Raw genomic sequence first — 19,331 nt, 5'->3', positions numbered from 1 at the left:
GAGTTTTGTAGTGCATTCCACACACCGTCTAAAGATTTCACTTATTGACGGTTTTGTGTGATAATGATATAATGCGGTTAGAATTCGCTAACCTCATGATCAAGATAGCACTTTATTTGAAATGATACAATCATCTGCGCGATTTTATGGCTAATCGTTTCAAAGAAATGGCTGATCGTTTCAATGGAGGACTTAAATGCAGCATACAATGGAATACTGGAATGCCCGTCTCATGGAGTTCTATGGATTTACTTCATGTGAAGAACACCCCTACGGCCTATTAGGAACATGCTGGAAAATGGCACCTGAAATGGGGGCCGGCTGCTTTTGGGCCTATGGAGAAAAGGATTTATTCGATATCAAGATTCATGATTTTTATTTTCATAAAGATACACTGGTAGAAAGCAATGTTTCAGGATATTTAAGTGTCATATATTACGACTCCATCTCAGGTGAACAGCTTACCCCCTACAGACGGATCCATGCAGGCTGCATCCAAAGCATAGCGGGCAATGAGGAACCGTATAAAATCTGGGTACACAAAAAAATACCGATCCGCAGTGTTGGGATAGGTATTGCACCGGCTTATTATAAGGATTATATGAAGGAAAATTATCCGGAAGAATATTTTAACCCCTCTACCGCTTTTTCCCAATTGGATCAGGAGGCGAATTTCCCGGAATTAGTCATACTTCTAAAACAGGTGGAACATTATCGTGGTGAGGGAATGGCAGCAAAATTGTTTTATGAGGGGAAGGTTGCAGAAGTGGTTTCCACGCTTCTCTCCCGTCTGAAAAACAATCCAAAACATTCCAAATCGGCAGAAATCAGCATGCAGGATTTAAAGCACATCGAATTGGCCGCAGCTTATATCAACGACCATTATGCCGGTGAAATACCCCTGGAGAAGCTGGCCGGTTTTGCCTGCATGAGTCTTTCCAAATTCAAACTTCTATTTCAGAGCGTTTATCACTGCTCTGTTACAAGTTATATTCAGCAAAGAAGAGTGAGCCATGCAGAGTGCCTTTTGACCACCAGTGATCTGACGATCGGCCAAATAGCTAAAAGTGTGGGATATTCCACCTCCAGCCGTCTTTCAGAATTATTCCGCCAAAGTACAGGCCTGACACCTGCTGAATACCGAACTGCTTTTTGGAAAACACCTTTTTAACGCAAGCAAGGCCTCCAGGGCAATACCCCGGAGGCCTTGATCCAACTTCATTTTCCTTGTCACAGAGACGCTGAAAATTAATCCTCAACGCTTACAATCTCTCTCTTGTTATAAGAACCACAAGCCTTGCAAACTCTGTGAGGCATCATCAAAGCGCCACACTTGCTGCACTTTACCAGATTTGGAGCGCTCATCTTCCAGTTTGCCCTGCGGCTGTCTCTTCTTGCTTTTGAAGATTTATTCTTTGGACAGATAGACATGGTTTACACCTCCTTCAACTGTTTAAAAATATCCTGGATAACTGACATTCTTGGATCCAGTGGGCTGTCATCACAGTCACCTTCTCCAGAGCCCGGATTTGTACCATATCTATTAGAAATCCCCTGACAGTCTTCACTGCAGAGAACCTTCATAGGCAGGTTCAAGGTTAACTCATTACCAACCAGCTGGTCGACATCCAGATTATAACCATTAATATAGAACTGCTCATCCAAAGCCTCTACCCGCTCCTCCTCTGTCCGGTTCATGTCCAGTTCCTGGTCAATCTCCAGATGAAAGGGAACTTTCACCGGTTCCAAGCACCTGCCGCACGGCATCTCAAGGCTTAGGTCAGCCTCTCCTGTCACAGTAAGTATCTTATCGCCCCGGTTTGTTATCACCAGGGTCACCGGCTGTTTTTCCACAATCTCATAGGTGCCGTCCGGCGCCTGAAACTGTGTCATATCCAGCTCCTGGGTATAAGTTTTAGACTTTCCCTCCACGGGAAACAGTTCCGATAAATTAATCAGCATACCATATACTCCTTGATATGCACCTATGCTATTATACATAGGTGCAAGGGGTTTGTCAATAAAAAGTTTCCAGAAATACGCAATTTCTTATGGAAATTTACTGAACCAGGTCAAGAGTCTCTCTTGCGATCGCCAGCTCCTCATTGGTTGGGATCAGCATAACCTTTACCTTGGAATCAGCAGAAGAGATCACTCTCTCCTCGCCGCGTATATTGTTAAGCTCGTCATCGATCTTCACACCCATGTAAGCCAGATTCTCACAAATAGCCTTTCTTCCGGCCTTGTCATTCTCACCAACGCCTGCGGTAAACGCGATCGCATCTACGCCGTTCATGGCTGCTGCGTAAGCACCCACATACTTGGTCACGCGGTAGATGAACGCATCCAGTGCAACTTCTGCCAGATGGTTGCCCTCTGCCTTAGCATTCTCAATATCGCGGAAGTCACTGGAGATACCGTTTGTCATACCGTAAACACCGGACTTCTTATTCAGAATATTCAGCATCTCGTTGATATCAAGGCCCTCCTTGTTCATGATGAACTGAAGCACGGCAGGATCCACGTCACCGCTTCTGGTTCCCATGATCAGTCCTTCAAGAGGCGTTAATCCCATGCTGGTATCCACGCACTTGCCGCCGATGGAAGCAGACACGCTGGAGCCGTTCCCCAGGTGGCACACGATCACCTTTGCGGTCTTGGGATCCAGGCCGCCGAACTTGATAGCCTCAGCAGATACGAACTTGTGGCTTGTTCCGTGGAAGCCGTAGCGGCGGATGCCGTATTTCTCAAAGTACTCATGAGGGATCGCATACATATATGCTTTCTCAGGCATGGACATGCCAAACGCAGTATCAAATACAGCAACATTGGGCGTTCCTGGCATAGCAGCCTCACATGCCTCGATTCCCATCAGGTTTGCCGGGTTATGCAGAGGTCCAAGGTCAAAGCATTCACGGATCACTCTCTTTACATCCTCGTTCACAACAATGGAATCGCTGTACACAGTGCCGCCGTGCAGTACGCGATGTCCGATGGCGGAAATCTCGCTGGTATCCTTGATCACTCCGTGGTCTGCATCCTGCAGTGCTTCCATTACCATCTCAATGGCCGTCTTGTGGGTTGGCATCGGCTTCTCGATCACGAACTTGTCCTTGCCGGAAGGCTGATGGGTCAGCTTTGAGCCTTCGATTCCGATCCTCTCGCAAAGTCCCTTTGCCACTACACTTTCATTCTCCATATCAATTAACTGATATTTTAAAGAGGAGCTGCCGCAATTGATTACTAAAATCTTCATATTGTAATATTCTCCTTAATCTTATTAATTATTCTGGCACTGTACAGCGGTAATAGCCACAACACCTACAATGTCATCTGCAGAGCAGCCTCTGGATAAATCGTTAACAGGCTTTGCAATACCCTGGCACATTGGGCCATAGGCTTCTGCCTTGCCAAGTCTCTGCACCAGCTTGTATCCGATATTGCCTGCATCCAGGTCCGGGAATACCAGTACGTTCGCATGTCCGGCCACCTTGCTGCCCGGAGCCTTGGACTCGCCGATCTCAGGAACAATGGCTGCATCCAGCTGAAGCTCGCCGTCCAGTTCCAGTTCAGGAGCCATCTCCTTAGCCAGTCTGGTTGCCTCTACCACCTTGTCCACATCTGCGTGGCTTGCACTGCCTTTGGAGGAATGGGAAAGCATCGCAACCTTGGCATCCCTTCCTGTGAGCAGCTTAAAGCTCTCAGCAGAGGATACTGCAATTGCCGCCAGTTCTTCCGGATTCGGATTCTGGTTCAGGCCGCAGTCGGCAAATACAAAGGTTCCATTATCGCCAAACTGGCAGTCCGGAACTTCCATGAGGAAAAATGCGGATACCAGCTTTGTGCCTGGCTTGGTCTTGATCACCTGCAGGCATGGACGCAGTGTGTTGGCAGTGGAATGGCAGGCGCCGGATACCATACCGTCCGCATCGCCCTTCTTGATCATCAGGCAGCCGTAGTATGCATAATCATTCAAAATGGTTTCCCTGGCCTTTTCCTCGGTCATGCCTTTGGCTTTTCTCAGTTCTACGAATAAATCTATATACTCCTGAGTTTTCTCATATGTCTGTGGGTTGATGATGGTTGCGCCGGACACGTCCAGTCCGTTGCTGTGCTCACCGATATCCTCCGGTGTTCCGATAATAACAAGATTTGCCAAATCCTCTTTTAAAATCTTCTCAGCAGCCACCCATGTCCTGCGGTCCATAGACTCTGGAAGAACAATGGTCTTCTTATCTGCTCTTGCTTTTTCTTTAATAACATCAATAAATCCCATGGTATACCCCTTTCCTTATTGTAAATAATGCATATAGACTTATTATATACGCAGTGAATGGGGGAAACAAGTTGAATTTAACAAATTCTTGCATTTTTTTAAGTACTCTGCATATATATGTTTTTACGGAATAGCAAAGGCACCGGGCCTTATTCTGTCCTATATAGACTTTAGGGTATCCAGATTCTTGAAGAATATCCAATCATTTACATATTTAAAAGGCGTCTGTGCAGATGCTGTTGGTCCCAGCCGTGCACAGGCGCCTTTGCTGCCTGCAATGTGTATTAAATTTTCTCGTAACGGTCTACATTGATCACAAAGATGGTGGCTCCGCCCACTTCCACGGTCATGGGCATGGTGGCGTAATTCACCATGGTGGTACCGGAAATGTATGGCATGTTCACTGTTAGCTTCTGGTGCTGTCCGCACTCCTGCTTGATGATATCAATAACTTCCTGCACCTTATCGTCTTCCGCACCGATCATAAGTGTGGTATTGCCCTTTTTTAAAAATCCGCCTGTGGTCGATAACCTTGTTACGCTGTAGTGGTGTTGGGTTAACTGGCTTACTACATCATCTTCGTTGTCGTTCCTTACGATTGCATAAACTAATTTCATAAGCTGAACCTCCTTTAATGTCTATTAGGTTCAGTATATCATATTTTCCATAAAATAGGTATAAATATTTATTGGTATTTTGTAACAGTTCAGGGCGGCTTATCTTCCTGACCGGCCTGAACCGTTGCGGTATTTTATGAATCAGCTGCCGGCTTTGTGCCCAGTGTAACCTGCACATCATGCTCCACATAAGCCCCGTTCACCAGGGACTGGACGGTGAGTGTAACGGTGGAACCGCCCTCATAATAGGTGAGCATCTGCTTTAGCTCCTCCATATTGGTAACGGACTGGCCGTCAAACTTGGTTATGATATCTTTTTCCTTTAATTCAGAGGATGCTGCCGCTCCGCCTTCCACGATCTTGTACACGTAGATTCCCACCGGCATACCAAATTCCTGGGCTGCCGATGCATCAATATTGGTTCCCTGGATTCCCAGGTAGCCCTGTGCGCTCTCGGTAACTGCAACACGTGTTTTCTTTGTCATCAGGTTATTTAAAATTTCCTGTGCCTTTGAAATCGGAATGGCAAACCCCATGCCCTCCACCTCGGTGGAAGCCGTCTTGGCAGCATTGATCCCGATCACATTTCCATTGAGGTCGATCAGCGCACCGCCGCTGTTGCCTGGGTTGATTGCAGCATCGGTCTGGATAAATGTCCTGGTGATCCCGCTGCTGTCCGTGATCTCCCGGTCAAGGGCGCTGACATAGCCAACCGTAACGGACTGGCCGTATCCAAGGGCGTTTCCTATGGCAACTACCTGCTGGCCTACCTTAATATTGTCCGAATCCCCAAGGGATGCAACCTTTATCTTGCTCATGGTATCAGAAGGTATATCCTGTAACTGCACTGCGATGATCGCCAGGTCGGAAGCTGAATCCGTACCCTTTACCGCCGCGCTCACATCATTGTTGTCCACAAATGTGACTTTAAGGTCCTGGGCGCCGTCCACCACATGGTTATTGGTGGCAATGAGAAGCTCCGTATCCGTCTGGTTGACAATAATTCCCGAGCCGCTGCTCTGTGCCTGATAGGTCTGTGGCATTCCAAAGAAATCCCTTTGCTGCACTGTCATGGTATCATTGATGGCCACAATGGAGGGCATTACGTTCTCCACGATCCCTGACACATCGGTCACTGCCGCCACGGTTGCCGCATTGTCACTGTTTTGTGTGGTAACCGCGGGCGCCACCTGCGGGATCTGAGCCTGGGTCTGAACCTGGGCCGTGGTTGTGCCGTAAAGGCCGGTCATCCTGGCTCCCAGATAGCTGACACCTGTCATCACACCGCCTGATACCGCACCGAACAGGACGGCTGCAGCTGTGATCCCTGCCGCCCGTTTCACCCAAGTTCCTTTCTTTGGGCCACGGTGAGGATTGCTTGATCCGTTTCCATGATGACCGCCTCCATTCACGGTCTGCTGGGAATATATGGGATCATATCCCGGCTGGCGGCTGTTTCCATATGACGGGCCATAACCGTTATTTCCCTGGTTCCGGGAATCCTCCGGCTTTGGAGTGGTCCAGTTCACGGTTGTCTCCGGCATATTTCCTTCGGGGTTTGTATTTTCATTTAAGTTTCTGTTTTCGTTCTCGTACATAAAAAAGTCTCCTTTCATACATTTCTCTATTTTATTTTTTTGATGTTACCCTTTTGATAGTTATAAATATACTCAGGATTTATGGTGGAATTGTGAAGTGATTGTGGAGAATTTGTGTTCGATTTATTATAGATTTATAAACTGAATATAAACTAATTCCAATCCAGACCAAGGAATACTGGACGCGGGTGTGGATTACAGATATAATGGACATGATAAAAAACAGGAAAATGATCAAAATGATACATGATATGAGGTGACAAATTATGAAACTGACCGGAATCATTGCCGAATACAATCCCTTTCACAGTGGTCACGAATTTCATATAAATAAATCCAAAGAACTGACAGGCTCGGATTTCTGCGTGGTGGTCATGAGCGGGGATTTTGTACAGCGGGGAGAACCGGCTGTATACAGCAAATATCTGCGCACCAGGATGGCCCTGGCCTGCGGCGCCGATCTGGTGGTGGAAATGCCCTCTGTGTTTGCTGTCAGCAGCGCCGAGGACTTTGCTGCCTGCGGCGTGGCGCTTCTTACCGCGCTGGGCGCAGTGGATACCATTTGTTTTGGCAGCGAGGACGGTTCCATTCAGGATATCCAGACCGCGGCCGCACTGCTGGCAGATGAAAGTCCGGTATTTTCCGCCGCCCTGTCCCAGGGCCTGCGCCGCGGCCTCAGCTGGCCCCAGGCCAGAAACCACGCCCTTTTGGAAATGGCAGGGGAACACAAAGACATTCCCTTAAGCCGGGACAGCCTGAACAGCCTGCTGGGCTCTCCCAACAATCTGCTGGGTATAGAATACTGCAAAGCCATTATCCGCAGCCGCAGTTCCCTGAAACCAGTGACCGTTAAGCGCAGCGGACAGGGCTATCACGATCAGGAGCTGGAACACGGACAGGCTTCCGCCTCCGCCCTGCGCAGCCTTTTGACAAAAAAAGAGCAGGACACAGCAATGCGCCTGCTCACTTCCCATGTGCCTGCCGCGATCCTTCCCCTGTACCGGGAGGAACCCCCTGTCACAGCCCAGGACCTCTCCGGTCTGCTGGATTATGCCCTGCTCTCCTTATCCCTAGAGAACCGGGACCTGTCCGTTTACGCGGATCTGTCCAGGGAAATGGCCTCCCGCCTGGACACACGCCTTCTGGAACAGGAGTCATGGGAGGGACGCATCCGGCAGCTGAAAACCAGGCAGTACACTTACACCCGTGTCAGCCGCGCCCTTCTCCATCTCCTCCTAGGCATTACGGACCGTGATATGGAGGAATATAAAAGCGCAGGGTATGCACCCTACGCCCGTATTCTTGGTTTTAAAAAGGAATCAAAGGAACTGCTCTCCGTCCTGAAAAAGCAGTCCGCCGTTCCGCTGGTCACAAAGACGGCTGATGCATCACGCATCCTTTCAGGGCCATCCATGTCCATGCTGAACCGGGATATCTACGCCTCCCATGTGCGCCAGAGCATTCTGGCACATACCTATGGATACAGGGCCAGGAATGAGTACACCCAGCCGGTGTGCATCCTGTGATCCCTTGTACAGGAGATTTGGGGGCCGGACGTTCCGGGTACAGCAATTCCGGTGTCAGGGGACCAGAGGTTTAGGGGGCAGCAGTTCAGGGTCTAAGAGCTCCGGGGCCAGCAGTTTTACAATTGTGGGCTCTACTCCCATAAATCCTGTCAGCTCCCTGATCCGGCTTCCATTGTCCTTTTTCTTTCCCTGAAGAATGGCACGAATCAGGATATTCTTAGGCGTGTGCTCCATGTCAATAAATTCCAGTATCTGGGTTCTATATCCCCTGTATTCCAGTACCTGTCCCCGAATGGCATCTGTGTAGAGAGCGGCCATCCGCTCCCTGATCAGGCCGTATTGAAGCACCGGCTTCATCAGGTCGTTCTCCATCTGTTTTGCCAGCTCATGCTGGCAGCAGGGCACGGAGAGGATCACCTTCGCCCCCCAGTCCACGGCCTTTTCCAGGGCATAATCCGTGGCCGTATCACACGCGTGGAGCGTTACCACCATATCCGCATGGTCCACGCCCTGGTAGGAGGCAATGTCTCCGTGGTAGAAATCCAGCCTGTCATATCCGTACTGCCTGCCAAGGCTGCTGCAGTGGTCGATCACGTCCTGCTTTAAGTCCAGGCCGATGATGTGCACGGGATATTCCTTGAGCACCTTCAGGTAGTAATACATGGCAAAGGTGAGATATGATTTCCCGCACCCGAAATCAATGATCGTGGTCTCTTCCGTCTGGTCCAGATTGGGAAGGATATCTTCTATAAACTCCAGGAAGCGGTTGATCTGACGGTACTTGTCATAACGGCTGCTGACGATCTTCCCCTCTTTTGTCATAACGCCCAGGTCCACTAAAAAGGGGACCGGCTTTCCTTCCTCCAGGATATACTGTTTTTTCCGATTGTGGGAAAGGGCGGCGGTTCCTGCCTGGATCCGCGCGGGCCGGCCTGAAGACCGCTTCACCTTCACGGTCACCTTTCCCTTTTTACTCACAAGGATCAGGGCGCTTCCATTGGCTGAGGCGATCTCCGCCTGCCGGAAACTCCCGTCCAGCAGCGCCTTTATATAATCCACTGCCTCTTCCTTATTCATATTGCGGTGAAATGCCTGCTTTCCCACCTGTTCCTCGGCCTGGAATACCAGCTCCCCCTTTAACAAAAGGGGACGCAGACGCGATTTTGCCATTACATCTTTGTCCACGGGATTACTCAGCAAAATCCGTTCCAGTGATCCGTCCATAAACAGATTCAGCGCCCGCTCCACATCCCTTAACTCTTCCTGATTCATGTTTTCCTCCCATTGAGACTCCCACTGCTTTCGGTGCAGACCCCTAACCCAAAAGCTGTTTTGCGATTCCCGGCAGCTGTGCCATATATTCCAAACTGGCTGCCGCCCCATCTGTTCTTCCATACCCATAGGCTGCATGGACAAAAGGGACTCCTGCCGCTGCCGCCGCTGCCTGGTCCATGGCCGTATCGCCCACGTAGAAGCACTGGTCCAGATGATTTCTTCTGACCACCATCCTGATATTATCGCCCTTGGGAAGTCCGGTGTTTCCAAAGCATTCCCTGTCCCTGATATATTCCTCCAGCCCCCAGCTTTTCAGCAGTACTTCAATGTACCCGCGCTGGCAATTGCTGACAATAAACAGCTCATATTGCCTGGCAAGCCGGATCAGAGTCTCCTTCACATCGGGATACAGGGGACCGGGATGGCTTAAGAGATAATGGTTCTCATATTCCATGCACTCAGTCATCAGTTTCATGCATGCCTCATGGGTGAGGGATGGAAAAAATGTCTTTCCCAGTTCATCCATGGTTTTTCCCATATTGTCATACATGTCCTGTGCCGTGATCTTCACATCCAGATCAGGATGCTTTGAAAGCACCTCATTCCAGGAATCCGCCACCTGTACGGCCGCATCCCACAAAGTTCCGTCCACATCAAATATAATTCCTTTTTTCATACCGGCTCCTTTTTGCGCGCCGCTCCCACAGTCTGCGTCCGCGCTTTAATTCTCTGCATCCACCCAGGCATTCCTCAACAGCTCCGGATGCGTCTGCAAATGTGCGTAATCATTGAATCTCTCCATAAGGAAACGGCCTGTTTCCCTGTTCCAGCACAGTTCTGTAATGCTGCAGTTTTCAAGACTGGATCCCAAAAGCCGCCACTTGGCCATGGGGATTCCCAAATAATGGGCAGTCATGGACCGGATGACCCCGCCATGGGTCACCACCGCGATCCGCTCACAGCCGCTTCGGACCATTTCCATAAACACCGGTTCCGCCCTGCGCACCACATCAGATGCACATTCTCCACCAGGATAAGGAATATCCTCCTCCATACGGTTCTGCCGCTCCTTAAATGCCTGATATTTTACTGCAATGGCTTCATCCGTCATGCCTTCCATGTCCCCAAAGCTTATCTCCCTGAGTTCCGGACGTATGATATGCTCCACATTCCAGTACAGGTTGGCTGCCTGGGCCGTTTCCACGGCACGCAGCAGATTGCTGGAATATACAACCTGTATGTTTTCATGAAACAGGCGCTCTCCTAAGAGAGACGCCTGCCTGTAACCTTCTTCACTTAAATCAACATCCACATTGCACAGCTTGCTGCACTGCCGTCCATGCCGGATCAAATAAAGCTTCATATGGATTCCCCCTGATCAGTTCTTAAAGCTGTGGATGGGGGCCGGAATCCTTCCTCCCCTGGTAACGAACTTCTCACAGGAAAACGTGTTGACCGGGATAATCGGCGCATAGCCTAAAAGCCCGCCAAACTCAGCTGTATCTCCCACCTTCTTGCCGATCACCGGGATCAGGCGCACTGCGGTGGTCTTCTGGTTGATCATGCCGATGGCCGCCTCATCCGCTATGATACCTGCAATGGTGGTGGATGGAGTGTCACCCGGTATGGCGATCATATCCAGTCCCACAGAGCATACGCAGGTCATGGCTTCCAATTTTTCAAGGGTAAGGGCGCCCAGACTTACGGCATCGATCATTCCCTGGTCCTCGCTGACAGGAATGAATGCGCCGCTTAAGCCGCCCACGTAGGAGGAGGCCATTACGCCGCCCTTTTTTACCTGGTCATTGAGCATGGCAAGGGCTGCCGTGGTTCCCGGCGCCCCTACGCGCTCCAGACCGATCTCCTCCAGGATTTCAGCCACGCTGTCGCCCACAGATGGTGTGGGAGCCAGGGAAAGGTCAATAATGCCAAATGGGATCCCCATACGCCTGGAGGCTTCCTGGGCCACCAGCTGTCCCACACGCGTGATCTTAAATGCAGTCTTCTTGATCGTCTCGCACAGGACCTCAAAATTCTCTCCTCTGGCCTTTTCAAGAGCCACCTTCACAACTCCCGGGCCGCTGACCCCTACGTTAATGATGGCATCCGCCTCTGTGACGCCATGGAATGCCCCTGCCATAAAGGGGTTGTCATCCGGCGCATTACAGAATACCACCAGCTTTGCACAGCCCAGGGAATCATTGTCCCTGGTGGCCTCTGCCGTCTCCTTCACGATCCTGCCCATAAGCTCCACTGCATCCATGTTAAGCCCTGTCTTGGTGGAACCCACATTGATGGAGCTGCAGATGCGCTCGGTCTCGGCAAGCGCCTGTGGAATGGAAAGGATCAGGTTTCGCTCCGCTGTGGTCATGCCCTTGCTTACAAGGGCGGAATAACCGCCGATAAAGTTTACCCCCACTTCTTTGGCAGCCTTGTCCAGAGTTCTTGCAATGGTGACAAAATCCTCCGGGCATTTACAGGCCGCCCCTCCCACCAGTGAGATCGGAGTGACGGAAATACGTTTATTAACAATGGGGATACCAAAATCACGTTCAATATCCCGGCCCGTGGCCACCAGATCCTTTGCCAGGGTGGTGATCTTGCGGTAAATGTTCTCATTTACCCGATCCAGATTGCTGTCCACGCAGTCCAGAAGGCTGATGCCCAGAGTAATGGTACGCACGTCCAGTTTCTCGTGCTCGATCATATTGTTGGTTTCATTTACTTCATATATATTAATCATGTCCTGTTGACCCTTTCTTATGAATGACTCAGCGCTGTCCTGTGAGCGCCGGATTGCAGGCTTGCGTCTGAACCTGAATCAGATCCTGTGCATCTTTGTAAAAATGTCTTCCCTCTGGATCTTAACCTTAACGCCGATTTCCTCACCTGCGCGTTCCAGCTCCTCTGATACCAGTCCAAAGGACTTGGTCATGGCGCCCACATCCACGATCATCATCATGTTAAAGTAACCCTGCACGATGGTCTGGGAAATGTCAAGAATGTTAATCTGATTGTCTGCCAGATAGGTACATACTTTTGCGATGATCCCTACTGTGTCTTTTCCTACTACAGTGATAATTGCTTTGTTCATTTTCATTCTCCTCATACCATTTTTTCCCTGTAATCCATAGGGGATATATTTATCTTTTGACATTGTAGCATATGTTTTTAAAATTGTCTGCCTGGTTTTCAGATTTTTTTGTTCGCTGCCACGGCCCGGCAATTAAAAAGGGAAGGCAGGCGCCTTCCCTTTTACTTACAAGTACACGATCTCGCTCATATGATCCCTGCCCGCCACCGAGATGGAAAAATCGGAAGCACCATACGGGCAGTCTCCCTCGTCAATCTCCAGACGGACCGTCTCATATGCCAGTTCCTCATAGTTGTTCTCCTTGCTCAGATGTCCCAAAAAGACCTTTTTCAGCTTATCGTGGAGAACGCAGTTCAACAGCCTGCCCGCATTTTCGTTGGACAGATGGCCGTGGTCCCCTAAGATCCTTCGTTTCAGGTAATAGGGATAGGGGCCTGTCTCCAACATGCGGACATCATGGTTGGATTCCAGTAAAAGGGCGTCCAGTCCCTGGAGGTTATCGATTATGTACTGGTCAAAATGCCCCATATCCGTGGCAACCGCCACCGATTTGTCACCGCAGTTCACTCTGTATGCAACGGGATTAGCCGCATCATGGTCGATTTTAAAGGGCCTCACATTCAGGTCCCCCAGTGTAAAATCCACATCAGGGCAGATGGGAGTAAGCAGATCCCTGTCAAACTCTCCCAGACTTCCGGATGAGGCGATCTCGTCCAATGTCTCCCTTGTACCGTATACCGGCACGTGGTATTTCCTGGATAGTACTCCCAGCCCTTTAATGTGGTCCGAATGCTCATGGGTAATCAGGATTCCATTCACATCATTCCCGCTAAGGCCAATCTCATTGAGCCCCTGCTGGATCCGCTTATTGCTGATCCCTGCATCCACCAGGATATGTGTGTCATCGGAACCTATATAGATGCAGTTCCCGCTGCTTCCGCTTGCAATGCTTACCATTCTCATGTTTTTACAATCCTTTGCCTAAAATATATGTTCTAAGAGCGCCTGAATCTGTGCTCTGGTCTCTTCCAGCGTTCCGTTATTGTCTATGACAGCATCGGAAAATGCGCGGAATGTTTCCTCCGACACCTGATTTTCCATAATAGCCAGGGTTTTCTCCACCGTATAACCCCGGTTCTCCTCAAGGCGCTTGATACGGTTCTCCCTTGATGTATAAACATACCACATTTCACTGCACTTGTCACGAAATTCTTTTGAGGGAATGGCGGCCTCTATGACCACCCGGTCCTCCTTTGCAGCCATGGCTTCCTCCATGGCTGCCTTCCACACCAGAGGGTGTGTCCGTTCGTCCACACCCCTTCGTTTCTCCGGATCATGGAAAATGATCTCCGCCATGGCGGCCCGGTCCAGGCTTTTGTCCTCCAAAAGCACAGAAGGTCCCAGATACCCCACCACTGCCAGGTAACTCTCCATTCCAGGCTGCATCAGGTCTTTGGCCACCTGATCCGCCTGGATCACATGGAATCCGTAATCTTCTTTTAGGATGGCAAGGATCCTGCTCTTGCCTGAACCCACTCCGCCGGTTATGCCCAGTATGAATTTGCCTGCCTTACATTGATCCGTCACCCTGCCCTCCGCATTCTTCTCACTATTTTGCATCAAACCAGGAATCCCCCACTTCCGCTTCCACTTCCAGTGAAACCTTCAGACTGGCGGCGTGTTTCATCTTATCCACCAGCAGTTCCCTGACAATCTCCACCTCATCCCTGGCAGTCTCGATCAGCAGTTCATCATGGATCTGGAGCACGATCCTGGACTTTAAGTTTCTGGAACGGAGTTCCCGGTCCACTGCGATCATGGCAATTTTCATAATGTCCGCCGCCGATCCCTGGATGGGGGAATTCATGGCCACGCGCTCACCGAACTGGCGCTGCATGAAGTTGGCGGACTTAAGTTCGGGAATAGGGCGTATTCTTCCATAGAGTGTGGTCACATATCCCTGTTCCTTTCCCTGGTTTACAAGGTTATCCAAAAACACCTTTACTCCCGGATAGGTCTCAAAATACTTGTCAATATACTCCACCGCTTCCTTCCTGGAAATGCTCAGGTCCTCACTGAGCCCAAATGCACTGATGCCATAAACAATACCGAAATTAACCGCCTTGGCATTGCGCCTCTGCAGCGGCGTCACCTCTGCCAGGGGCACATGGAACACCTCGGAGGCCGTAATGGCATGGATATCCTGTGCGGAACGGTATGCCTCGATGAGACGTTCATCCCCGGACATGTGGGCCAGGATACGCAGCTCAATCTGGGAATAATCCGCATCCACGAACACATATCCTTCCTTGGGAACAAATACCTTGCGTATCTCACGTCCCAGGGCCATACGGATAGGGATATTCTGGAGGTTAGGCTCCGTGCTGCTGATCCTTCCCGTGGCCGTGATGGTCTGGTTAAATTTCCCATGGATTCTGCCATCCTCACCTATATAGGCAGCCAGCCCTTGGGCATAGGTGGAATTCAGCTTTGTAAGCTGGCGGTAATCCAATATCTTCTGCACCACGGGATAATCCGGGGCCAGCTTATCCAGCACATCCGCCGCCGTGGAATAGCCTGTCTTGGTCTTTTTTCCGCCGGGAAGCTGCATATCCCCAAACAGGATCTCGCCCAGCTGTTTTGGTGAATTGATATTAAACTCCTTGCCCGTATCCTTGTAGATCTCCTGCTCCAGTTCATCGATCTGCACCTTCAGGCGGTTCCCATATTCCGTAAGGTTCTCCCGTTCTACCTTAACCCCTTCCTTTTCCATGTGGTAAAGACTGTAGATCAAGGGCATCTCAATATCCTTAAAAAGATCATACATGCCCGTTGCTTCCAGCTGCTGCTTTAAGGGACCGGCCGCCTTCCATGCCACATATCCCATGTAGCAGGCACAGGTTACCGCTTTGGCATCCTCATCCCAAAGCGCATCGCCTAGATCCGCCTTGGCCAGCAGATCCGCCCTGGAGGGCACGGTAAGCCCCAGATAATCTCTGGCCAGGTCATCATAGGCATAGGTGTCCTTTAGCGGATTCAGCAGATAACCTGCCACTCCGCTGTCATAAACAGGTTCCGTGTCCTCTATCTCCAGATAGGGAAGCATTTCCTTCAGGTTCAGGACCCATGTGCCCTCTGCTTTGTCCGCTCTTTTATCTGCTGCTTTGCCTGCTCTTTTAGTGCACAGCACCCGCGCCCGTCTGACCAGGAAGTCTCCTGACAGTTTTTCACCTGCAGCCATGCAGTAGATCTCATCTTCCCCAAAACACAGAGCCAGGCCGGTTACCGGATTAAGCCCGGATTTCGCTTTCTTTCCCGCCTTCACCTCGCCGTTCTCATCAAAACTAAAGGCCATCTGCTCTGCCGCCTCCGCTGCCGCAGTGTTCCTGCCGGTTATGAGCTGCAGACCTGCCACCTGGCATTTATCAGCCCTGGCAAATACCTTTTCCGCCTCCTTCTCATCCTTGATCAGGAAAAAATGTTCCTCCAGGCTGGATTCAGAGGAATCCTCCACAGCCGATGCGTCAAACCGCGTGAGCAGGGACTTGAACTCCAGCCGCTTCATATACTGGTATGCCTCCGGGGTATACAGGTTTCCGATCTTTGCATCCTCGTACCGGAACTCCACCGGACAGTCAAGGCAAATGGTGGCCAGTTTCTTACTCATCTGGGCCATATCGTAGTGCTCCCCCAGCGCTTTCTGTGCCCTGGGCGGTTTGATCTCATCCAGATGGGAATAACAATTCTCAATACTTCCGTAAGCAGCGATCAGGCTGGTGGCCGTCTTTTCACCGATGGATGGGACACCGGGTATATTATCAGAGGCATCCCCCATCAAAGCCTTTACATCAATAAACTCCACAGGGGTGACCTGGTATTCCCTCTTTACGTCTTCCGGATAATAATCCTTGATCTCGGTGCCTGCCCTGCTGGTCTTGGGAATGCGGATCTTAATATGCTCGTCCGCCAGCTGTAACAAGTCCCTGTCACCGGATACCACGGACACATTGATTCCCCGTGCCTGGCTTTTCTTTGCAACCGTTCCCAGGATATCATCCGCCTCAAAACCAGGCAGGGTCATGATCGGCACTCCCATGGCCGTAAGCACATCCTTCATGACCTGTACCTGCTGGTGGAGCTCCTCGGGCATGGGTTTTCTTGTGCCCTTGTAATCATCATACATCTCATGGCGGAAGGTGGGCTCCTTTAAATCAAAGGCCACCGCAAGATGATCCGCTTTTTCTTCCTCCAGGATCTTAAACATGATATTTAAAAAACCGTACACTGCGTTGGTATGAAGACCCTCAGAATTCGTCAGGTCCGGTACCCCGTAAAATGCCCGGTTTAGTATACTGTGTCCATCGATTAAAACTAGTTTGTCCATATTAAGATAGTCCTTTCTTTATCTGAAATACCGTTGCCGGTCAGTGTCTTTGTTTCCACAGGCTCAGATTCCGCAATACCCGGTTCTACAGGCCCGGATTCAACAATATCCGGTTCTACAGGCCCAGGAATCCGCTCTGTCCCCATAACCGAAACTGCAGTATCAGTGCCATGAGCAGCGCCCAGAAACAAAGGGTGTTCACCGCATACCTGGCTGTCTGAAGAAGCTTTAATGTGTGGATTCTTTGACGTGAAAGCTCCAGTGCTGTCTCCAGCGCCCCTTGGATATTATAGCTGCCGGTTCCCTCATCCAGCTGGCGGATACCCACATCCACCGTAAAATAAATCTCCAGTTCCTCGCGGCAGTTCTCACAGTGCTCAATATGGTTTAAAAATTCTTCCAACTCCTCATCTGTAATGCTGCCGTTAATATAAGGCATAACCAGACGTTCCGCTTCCCTGCAGGTCACAGCCGCACCTCCTAACTGTCATTGTAATCAAATCTTCTTACATCATACAATAAATCATCTGCTTTTTCAACGCAAAAAATACTTGCAAAACTCTCTTTACTGTGATAAAATAATCAACGTTGCAAAGATAGGCCGGCATGTCGGAATGGCAGACGAGGCGGACTCAAAATCCGTTGATGGCGACATCGTGTGGGTTCAAGTCCCACTGCCGGCACTGTTTTTTGGAAAGTGTAAAGTCTTGGAAGCACCGTATTTGCGTTGTTTCTGAGGCTTTATATTTTTTGTGTAACATTTAAATGGAATACCAAAATTGGTATTCCTTAAAAGGTGGTATTCCTTGAGTATCAAAATGTCATATTTTGTTTAATATCTTTATTGACTTTTGATACAATTTCAAGCTTATACTTATCACCTGAGACATCATAAGAATAGAAATCATCGTTTACTTTTTCTGTATGTCCCATTAAGGAAGCAACAATTGGAGTTGCTACACCACTGCATCTCATCTTTGAAGATACAGTACGTCTATAGCTATGGATAGGTTTTGAACTCATGCCTATATAAATAGACGCATTCCTCGCACAATCAGATATTACACTTGCATGGATCCGGCCTCTTTCGTCAGAGAATATATATTCACTCAAATAACCGTACTTCTTTTCAACAGCATAGATCTTATCTAAAAGCGCCTGTATTTCATCTGTAACCGGATAATACCGATGCTTTTTATTCTTTCATGTGGTAATTCGTCCGTGCATTACGGACTTCTTTCAGTTCTTTATTATTTTGTGTCTTTATATAGGAGACATTTTGGATATAATTTACATATTTTTAGGGAGACAGAATAACTGTCTCCCCATTTTTTACAATTCACCACATTGTATAAATTTTATGATCATACGGATTTTCACAGCATACATTTGCAAAGGATGTACCATAGGTTGTTGCCGCTACAGTAACCTCGTAAACCCCGTTATTCGGTACATTAGGAAATAATTCTAATTTATAATTTGACTTTCTCAAATCACTAAAAAATATCAATCCTAAGCGCTCCAAATTTGTCAATCCTCTTTTCAGTGCCAATTGATCTGGATATCTACGTGGCACCTTAATATCTCTTGGTATAGTGAATAATAATGTTGCATCCTGCCACTGCTTTAGATTAGAACCCTCAATAAATATAAGAGTAAATTCCCCAGCTATAAATATATTTCTAACATGATCTGAGAAATTTAGTCCCAATGGAACTAACACTTTATAGATTATTTGGGCATCATCAGGAGACATCTGTTCAATAGTTTTTATAAATGACGGATGTACATAACAATCCTTATTCATTGACGAAGCAATTAAATTTGCAAATAATTTTCTTAAATATTCTTCATCATAATAAAACTTTGCCACATCATCAAGTGCAGGTCCCACTATATTTAGTGGCGGTTCCTGAAGTTTATCTTCTGGTATTTCATTAACTTTTTTATCAAGGTCTTCCAGAAATAGTTTAAGATTATTATCTCTTCTTGTCTTGGCTTTAATTACTGGGGTAAAAACAAGACTTACAATATCCGCCAATCGTTCACCAACTTCTTTTCCTACTGGAGTTAATGCTGAATCAAGAAATTTCGGTATAATATTTATATCCATATACCTTCCTCCGAATTTTGTTATGGGTTACATTTTTTACATGGATCATACCTATTAGCTATGATCTCATCGCGACTTAAAACCATGTCCTGTCGATTAGATGTAGGTAGACTTTCGCATGAAGTTTTATGAAACTTTTTTGTTTTGGTATTCAATACATAAGTAAGTCCACTCTTATCATCCAATTAATCCAACGCTACTTACAACATTAAAACGGTTAGATAGAACAAAACAATTTGATACAAAAAATTTTCCACTAAAGAAGGGGCTGTCGGGAAATAGATGGTTCCGAACAGGGGCAGGCGTGACTCATGCGAGTCACGCCTGCCCCTGAAATTTATCCACTAAAAAGAAAAAAAAGATGGCTAACAACAACCATCTTTCTCTCCGTTCCATGTTATAATGGAACTATGCTAAAACAAGATTATTATAACAACTTTTTTGAAAT

General features: G+C 48.5%; 18 protein-coding genes, 1 tRNA gene and 1 pseudogene. 3 read left to right on the top strand and 17 right to left on the bottom strand.

Annotated features, from left to right (window positions below; all coding sequences use genetic code 11):
• Nucleotides 1–196 precede the first annotated feature (196 nt).
• The gene (locus ABID13_RS24490) at nt 197–1,171 is read left to right on the top strand and encodes a helix-turn-helix domain-containing protein (RefSeq protein WP_048930361.1); all 975 of its coding nucleotides are present in this window, start codon (nt 197–199) and stop codon (nt 1,169–1,171) included.
• Nucleotides 1,172–1,248: 77 nt separating this feature from the next.
• On the opposite strand, the gene rpmF is transcribed toward ABID13_RS24490, so the two are convergent.
• The 6 genes from rpmF to ABID13_RS24460 form a co-directional block, all read right to left on the bottom strand.
• On the bottom strand, nt 1,249–1,431 hold the full coding sequence (gene rpmF, locus ABID13_RS24485) for a 50S ribosomal protein L32 (protein WP_002564324.1): 183 nt from the start codon (nt 1,429–1,431) through the stop codon (nt 1,249–1,251).
• 3 nt (nt 1,432–1,434) lie between these two features.
• Complete coding sequence (locus ABID13_RS24480; protein WP_007870803.1) at nt 1,435–1,962, bottom strand: YceD family protein; 528 nt, start codon at nt 1,960–1,962, stop codon at nt 1,435–1,437.
• A gap of 97 nt (nt 1,963–2,059) precedes the next feature.
• The gene (locus ABID13_RS24475) at nt 2,060–3,256 is read right to left on the bottom strand and encodes an acetate/propionate family kinase (protein ID WP_007870800.1); all 1,197 of its coding nucleotides are present in this window, start codon (nt 3,254–3,256) and stop codon (nt 2,060–2,062) included.
• 24 nt (nt 3,257–3,280) lie between these two features.
• Entirely contained in the window at nt 3,281–4,276 is a 996-nt protein-coding gene (pta, locus tag ABID13_RS24470) for a phosphate acetyltransferase (RefSeq protein ID WP_007870799.1), read from the bottom strand.
• Nucleotides 4,277–4,560: 284 nt separating this feature from the next.
• Nucleotides 4,561–4,893, bottom strand: coding sequence for a cyclic-di-AMP receptor (locus ABID13_RS24465; protein ID WP_007870796.1), 333 nt, complete (start codon nt 4,891–4,893; stop codon nt 4,561–4,563).
• Between the two features lie 134 nt (nt 4,894–5,027).
• Nucleotides 5,028–6,491, bottom strand: coding sequence for a S1C family serine protease (locus ABID13_RS24460; protein ID WP_007870792.1), 1,464 nt, complete (start codon nt 6,489–6,491; stop codon nt 5,028–5,030).
• A 266-nt stretch (nt 6,492–6,757) separates the two neighbouring features.
• On the opposite strand from ABID13_RS24460, the gene ABID13_RS24455 reads away from it, so the two are divergent.
• A complete protein-coding gene (locus ABID13_RS24455) occupies nt 6,758–8,017 on the top strand; it encodes a nucleotidyltransferase (protein ID WP_007870789.1) in 1,260 nt (419 codons plus the stop codon).
• Between the two features lie 54 nt (nt 8,018–8,071).
• Here ABID13_RS24455 and ABID13_RS24450 read toward each other — a convergent pair whose 3' ends face one another.
• The 9 genes from ABID13_RS24450 to ABID13_RS24410 form a co-directional block, all read right to left on the bottom strand.
• Nucleotides 8,072–9,289 carry a class I SAM-dependent methyltransferase gene (locus ABID13_RS24450; RefSeq protein WP_048930360.1) on the bottom strand — a complete coding sequence of 406 codons (1,218 nt, stop codon included), beginning with the start codon at nt 9,287–9,289 and terminating at the stop codon, nt 8,072–8,074.
• A gap of 43 nt (nt 9,290–9,332) precedes the next feature.
• Nucleotides 9,333–9,968, bottom strand: a complete 636-nt coding sequence (locus tag ABID13_RS24445) for an HAD family hydrolase (protein ID WP_007870785.1) — start codon at nt 9,966–9,968, stop codon at nt 9,333–9,335.
• Between the two features lie 45 nt (nt 9,969–10,013).
• Entirely contained in the window at nt 10,014–10,655 is a 642-nt protein-coding gene (locus ABID13_RS24440; protein ID WP_048930359.1) for a histidine phosphatase family protein, read from the bottom strand.
• Nucleotides 10,656–10,670: 15 nt separating this feature from the next.
• Entirely contained in the window at nt 10,671–12,035 is a 1,365-nt protein-coding gene (locus tag ABID13_RS24435) for a PFL family protein (protein ID WP_007870780.1), read from the bottom strand.
• 78 nt (nt 12,036–12,113) lie between these two features.
• The gene (locus ABID13_RS24430; RefSeq protein WP_007870777.1) at nt 12,114–12,386 is read right to left on the bottom strand and encodes an ACT domain-containing protein; all 273 of its coding nucleotides are present in this window, start codon (nt 12,384–12,386) and stop codon (nt 12,114–12,116) included.
• A gap of 165 nt (nt 12,387–12,551) precedes the next feature.
• On the bottom strand, nt 12,552–13,349 hold the full coding sequence (locus ABID13_RS24425; protein ID WP_007870776.1) for an MBL fold metallo-hydrolase: 798 nt from the start codon (nt 13,347–13,349) through the stop codon (nt 12,552–12,554).
• 18 nt (nt 13,350–13,367) lie between these two features.
• Nucleotides 13,368–14,006 carry a dephospho-CoA kinase gene (coaE, locus tag ABID13_RS24420; RefSeq protein WP_048930358.1) on the bottom strand — a complete coding sequence of 213 codons (639 nt, stop codon included), beginning with the start codon at nt 14,004–14,006 and terminating at the stop codon, nt 13,368–13,370.
• Nucleotides 13,996–16,770 carry a DNA polymerase I gene (gene polA, locus ABID13_RS24415; protein ID WP_048930357.1) on the bottom strand — a complete coding sequence of 925 codons (2,775 nt, stop codon included), beginning with the start codon at nt 16,768–16,770 and terminating at the stop codon, nt 13,996–13,998. Before polA ends, coaE begins: the two co-directional genes overlap by 11 nt.
• A 115-nt stretch (nt 16,771–16,885) precedes the next feature.
• Nucleotides 16,886–17,239: an anti-sigma factor family protein gene (locus ABID13_RS24410; RefSeq protein ID WP_007870773.1), complete on the bottom strand. Its 354-nt coding sequence runs from the start codon at nt 17,237–17,239 to the stop codon at nt 16,886–16,888.
• Between the two features lie 131 nt (nt 17,240–17,370).
• On the opposite strand from ABID13_RS24410, the gene ABID13_RS24405 reads away from it, so the two are divergent.
• Nucleotides 17,371–17,453 (top strand) — tRNA-Leu (locus ABID13_RS24405).
• 130 nt (nt 17,454–17,583) lie between these two features.
• Here the strand turns inward: ABID13_RS24405 and ABID13_RS24400 are convergent.
• Both ABID13_RS24400 and ABID13_RS24395 read right to left on the bottom strand, forming a co-directional pair.
• Nucleotides 17,584–17,961 (bottom strand): annotated as a pseudogene (locus ABID13_RS24400) (site-specific integrase); the annotation flags it as partial.
• 148 nt (nt 17,962–18,109) lie between these two features.
• Nucleotides 18,110–18,883, bottom strand: a complete 774-nt coding sequence (locus tag ABID13_RS24395; RefSeq protein ID WP_048930356.1) for a DUF4393 domain-containing protein — start codon at nt 18,881–18,883, stop codon at nt 18,110–18,112.
• Nucleotides 18,884–19,331 lie beyond the last annotated feature (448 nt).

Source organism: Enterocloster citroniae, assembly GCF_040545455.1.
Taxonomy (GTDB): Bacteria; Bacillota; Clostridia; order Lachnospirales; family Lachnospiraceae; genus Enterocloster; species Enterocloster citroniae.
Note: the sequence above shows the minus strand (reverse complement) of the source record. Positions and strands in the feature narration are given on the sequence as shown.

Bases quoted from the DNA above. Each gene is read 5' to 3' on its own strand.
- ABID13_RS24480 (WP_007870803.1), bottom strand. From the start codon at position 1,962: ATGCTGATTAATTTATCGGAACTGTTTCCCGTGGAGGGAAAGTCTAAA.
- ABID13_RS24435 (WP_007870780.1), bottom strand. From the start codon at position 12,035: ATGATTAATATATATGAAGTAAATGAAACCAACAATATGATCGAGCAC.
- coaE (WP_048930358.1), bottom strand. From the start codon at position 14,006: ATGCAAAATAGTGAGAAGAATGCGGAGGGCAGGGTGACGGATCAATGT.
- ABID13_RS24425 (WP_007870776.1), bottom strand. From the start codon at position 13,349: ATGAGAATGGTAAGCATTGCAAGCGGAAGCAGCGGGAACTGCATCTAT.
- rpmF (WP_002564324.1), bottom strand. From the start codon at position 1,431: ATGTCTATCTGTCCAAAGAATAAATCTTCAAAAGCAAGAAGAGACAGC.
- ABID13_RS24490 (WP_048930361.1), top strand. From the start codon at position 197: ATGCAGCATACAATGGAATACTGGAATGCCCGTCTCATGGAGTTCTAT.
- ABID13_RS24395 (WP_048930356.1), bottom strand. From the start codon at position 18,883: ATGGATATAAATATTATACCGAAATTTCTTGATTCAGCATTAACTCCA.
- ABID13_RS24475 (WP_007870800.1), bottom strand. From the start codon at position 3,256: ATGAAGATTTTAGTAATCAATTGCGGCAGCTCCTCTTTAAAATATCAG.
- polA (WP_048930357.1), bottom strand. From the start codon at position 16,770: ATGGACAAACTAGTTTTAATCGATGGACACAGTATACTAAACCGGGCA.
- ABID13_RS24460 (WP_007870792.1), bottom strand. From the start codon at position 6,491: ATGTACGAGAACGAAAACAGAAACTTAAATGAAAATACAAACCCCGAA.
- pta (WP_007870799.1), bottom strand. From the start codon at position 4,276: ATGGGATTTATTGATGTTATTAAAGAAAAAGCAAGAGCAGATAAGAAG.
- ABID13_RS24450 (WP_048930360.1), bottom strand. From the start codon at position 9,289: ATGAATCAGGAAGAGTTAAGGGATGTGGAGCGGGCGCTGAATCTGTTT.
- ABID13_RS24465 (WP_007870796.1), bottom strand. From the start codon at position 4,893: ATGAAATTAGTTTATGCAATCGTAAGGAACGACAACGAAGATGATGTA.
- ABID13_RS24430 (WP_007870777.1), bottom strand. From the start codon at position 12,386: ATGAACAAAGCAATTATCACTGTAGTAGGAAAAGACACAGTAGGGATC.
- ABID13_RS24455 (WP_007870789.1), top strand. From the start codon at position 6,758: ATGAAACTGACCGGAATCATTGCCGAATACAATCCCTTTCACAGTGGT.
- ABID13_RS24445 (WP_007870785.1), bottom strand. From the start codon at position 9,968: ATGAAAAAAGGAATTATATTTGATGTGGACGGAACTTTGTGGGATGCG.
- ABID13_RS24440 (WP_048930359.1), bottom strand. From the start codon at position 10,655: ATGAAGCTTTATTTGATCCGGCATGGACGGCAGTGCAGCAAGCTGTGC.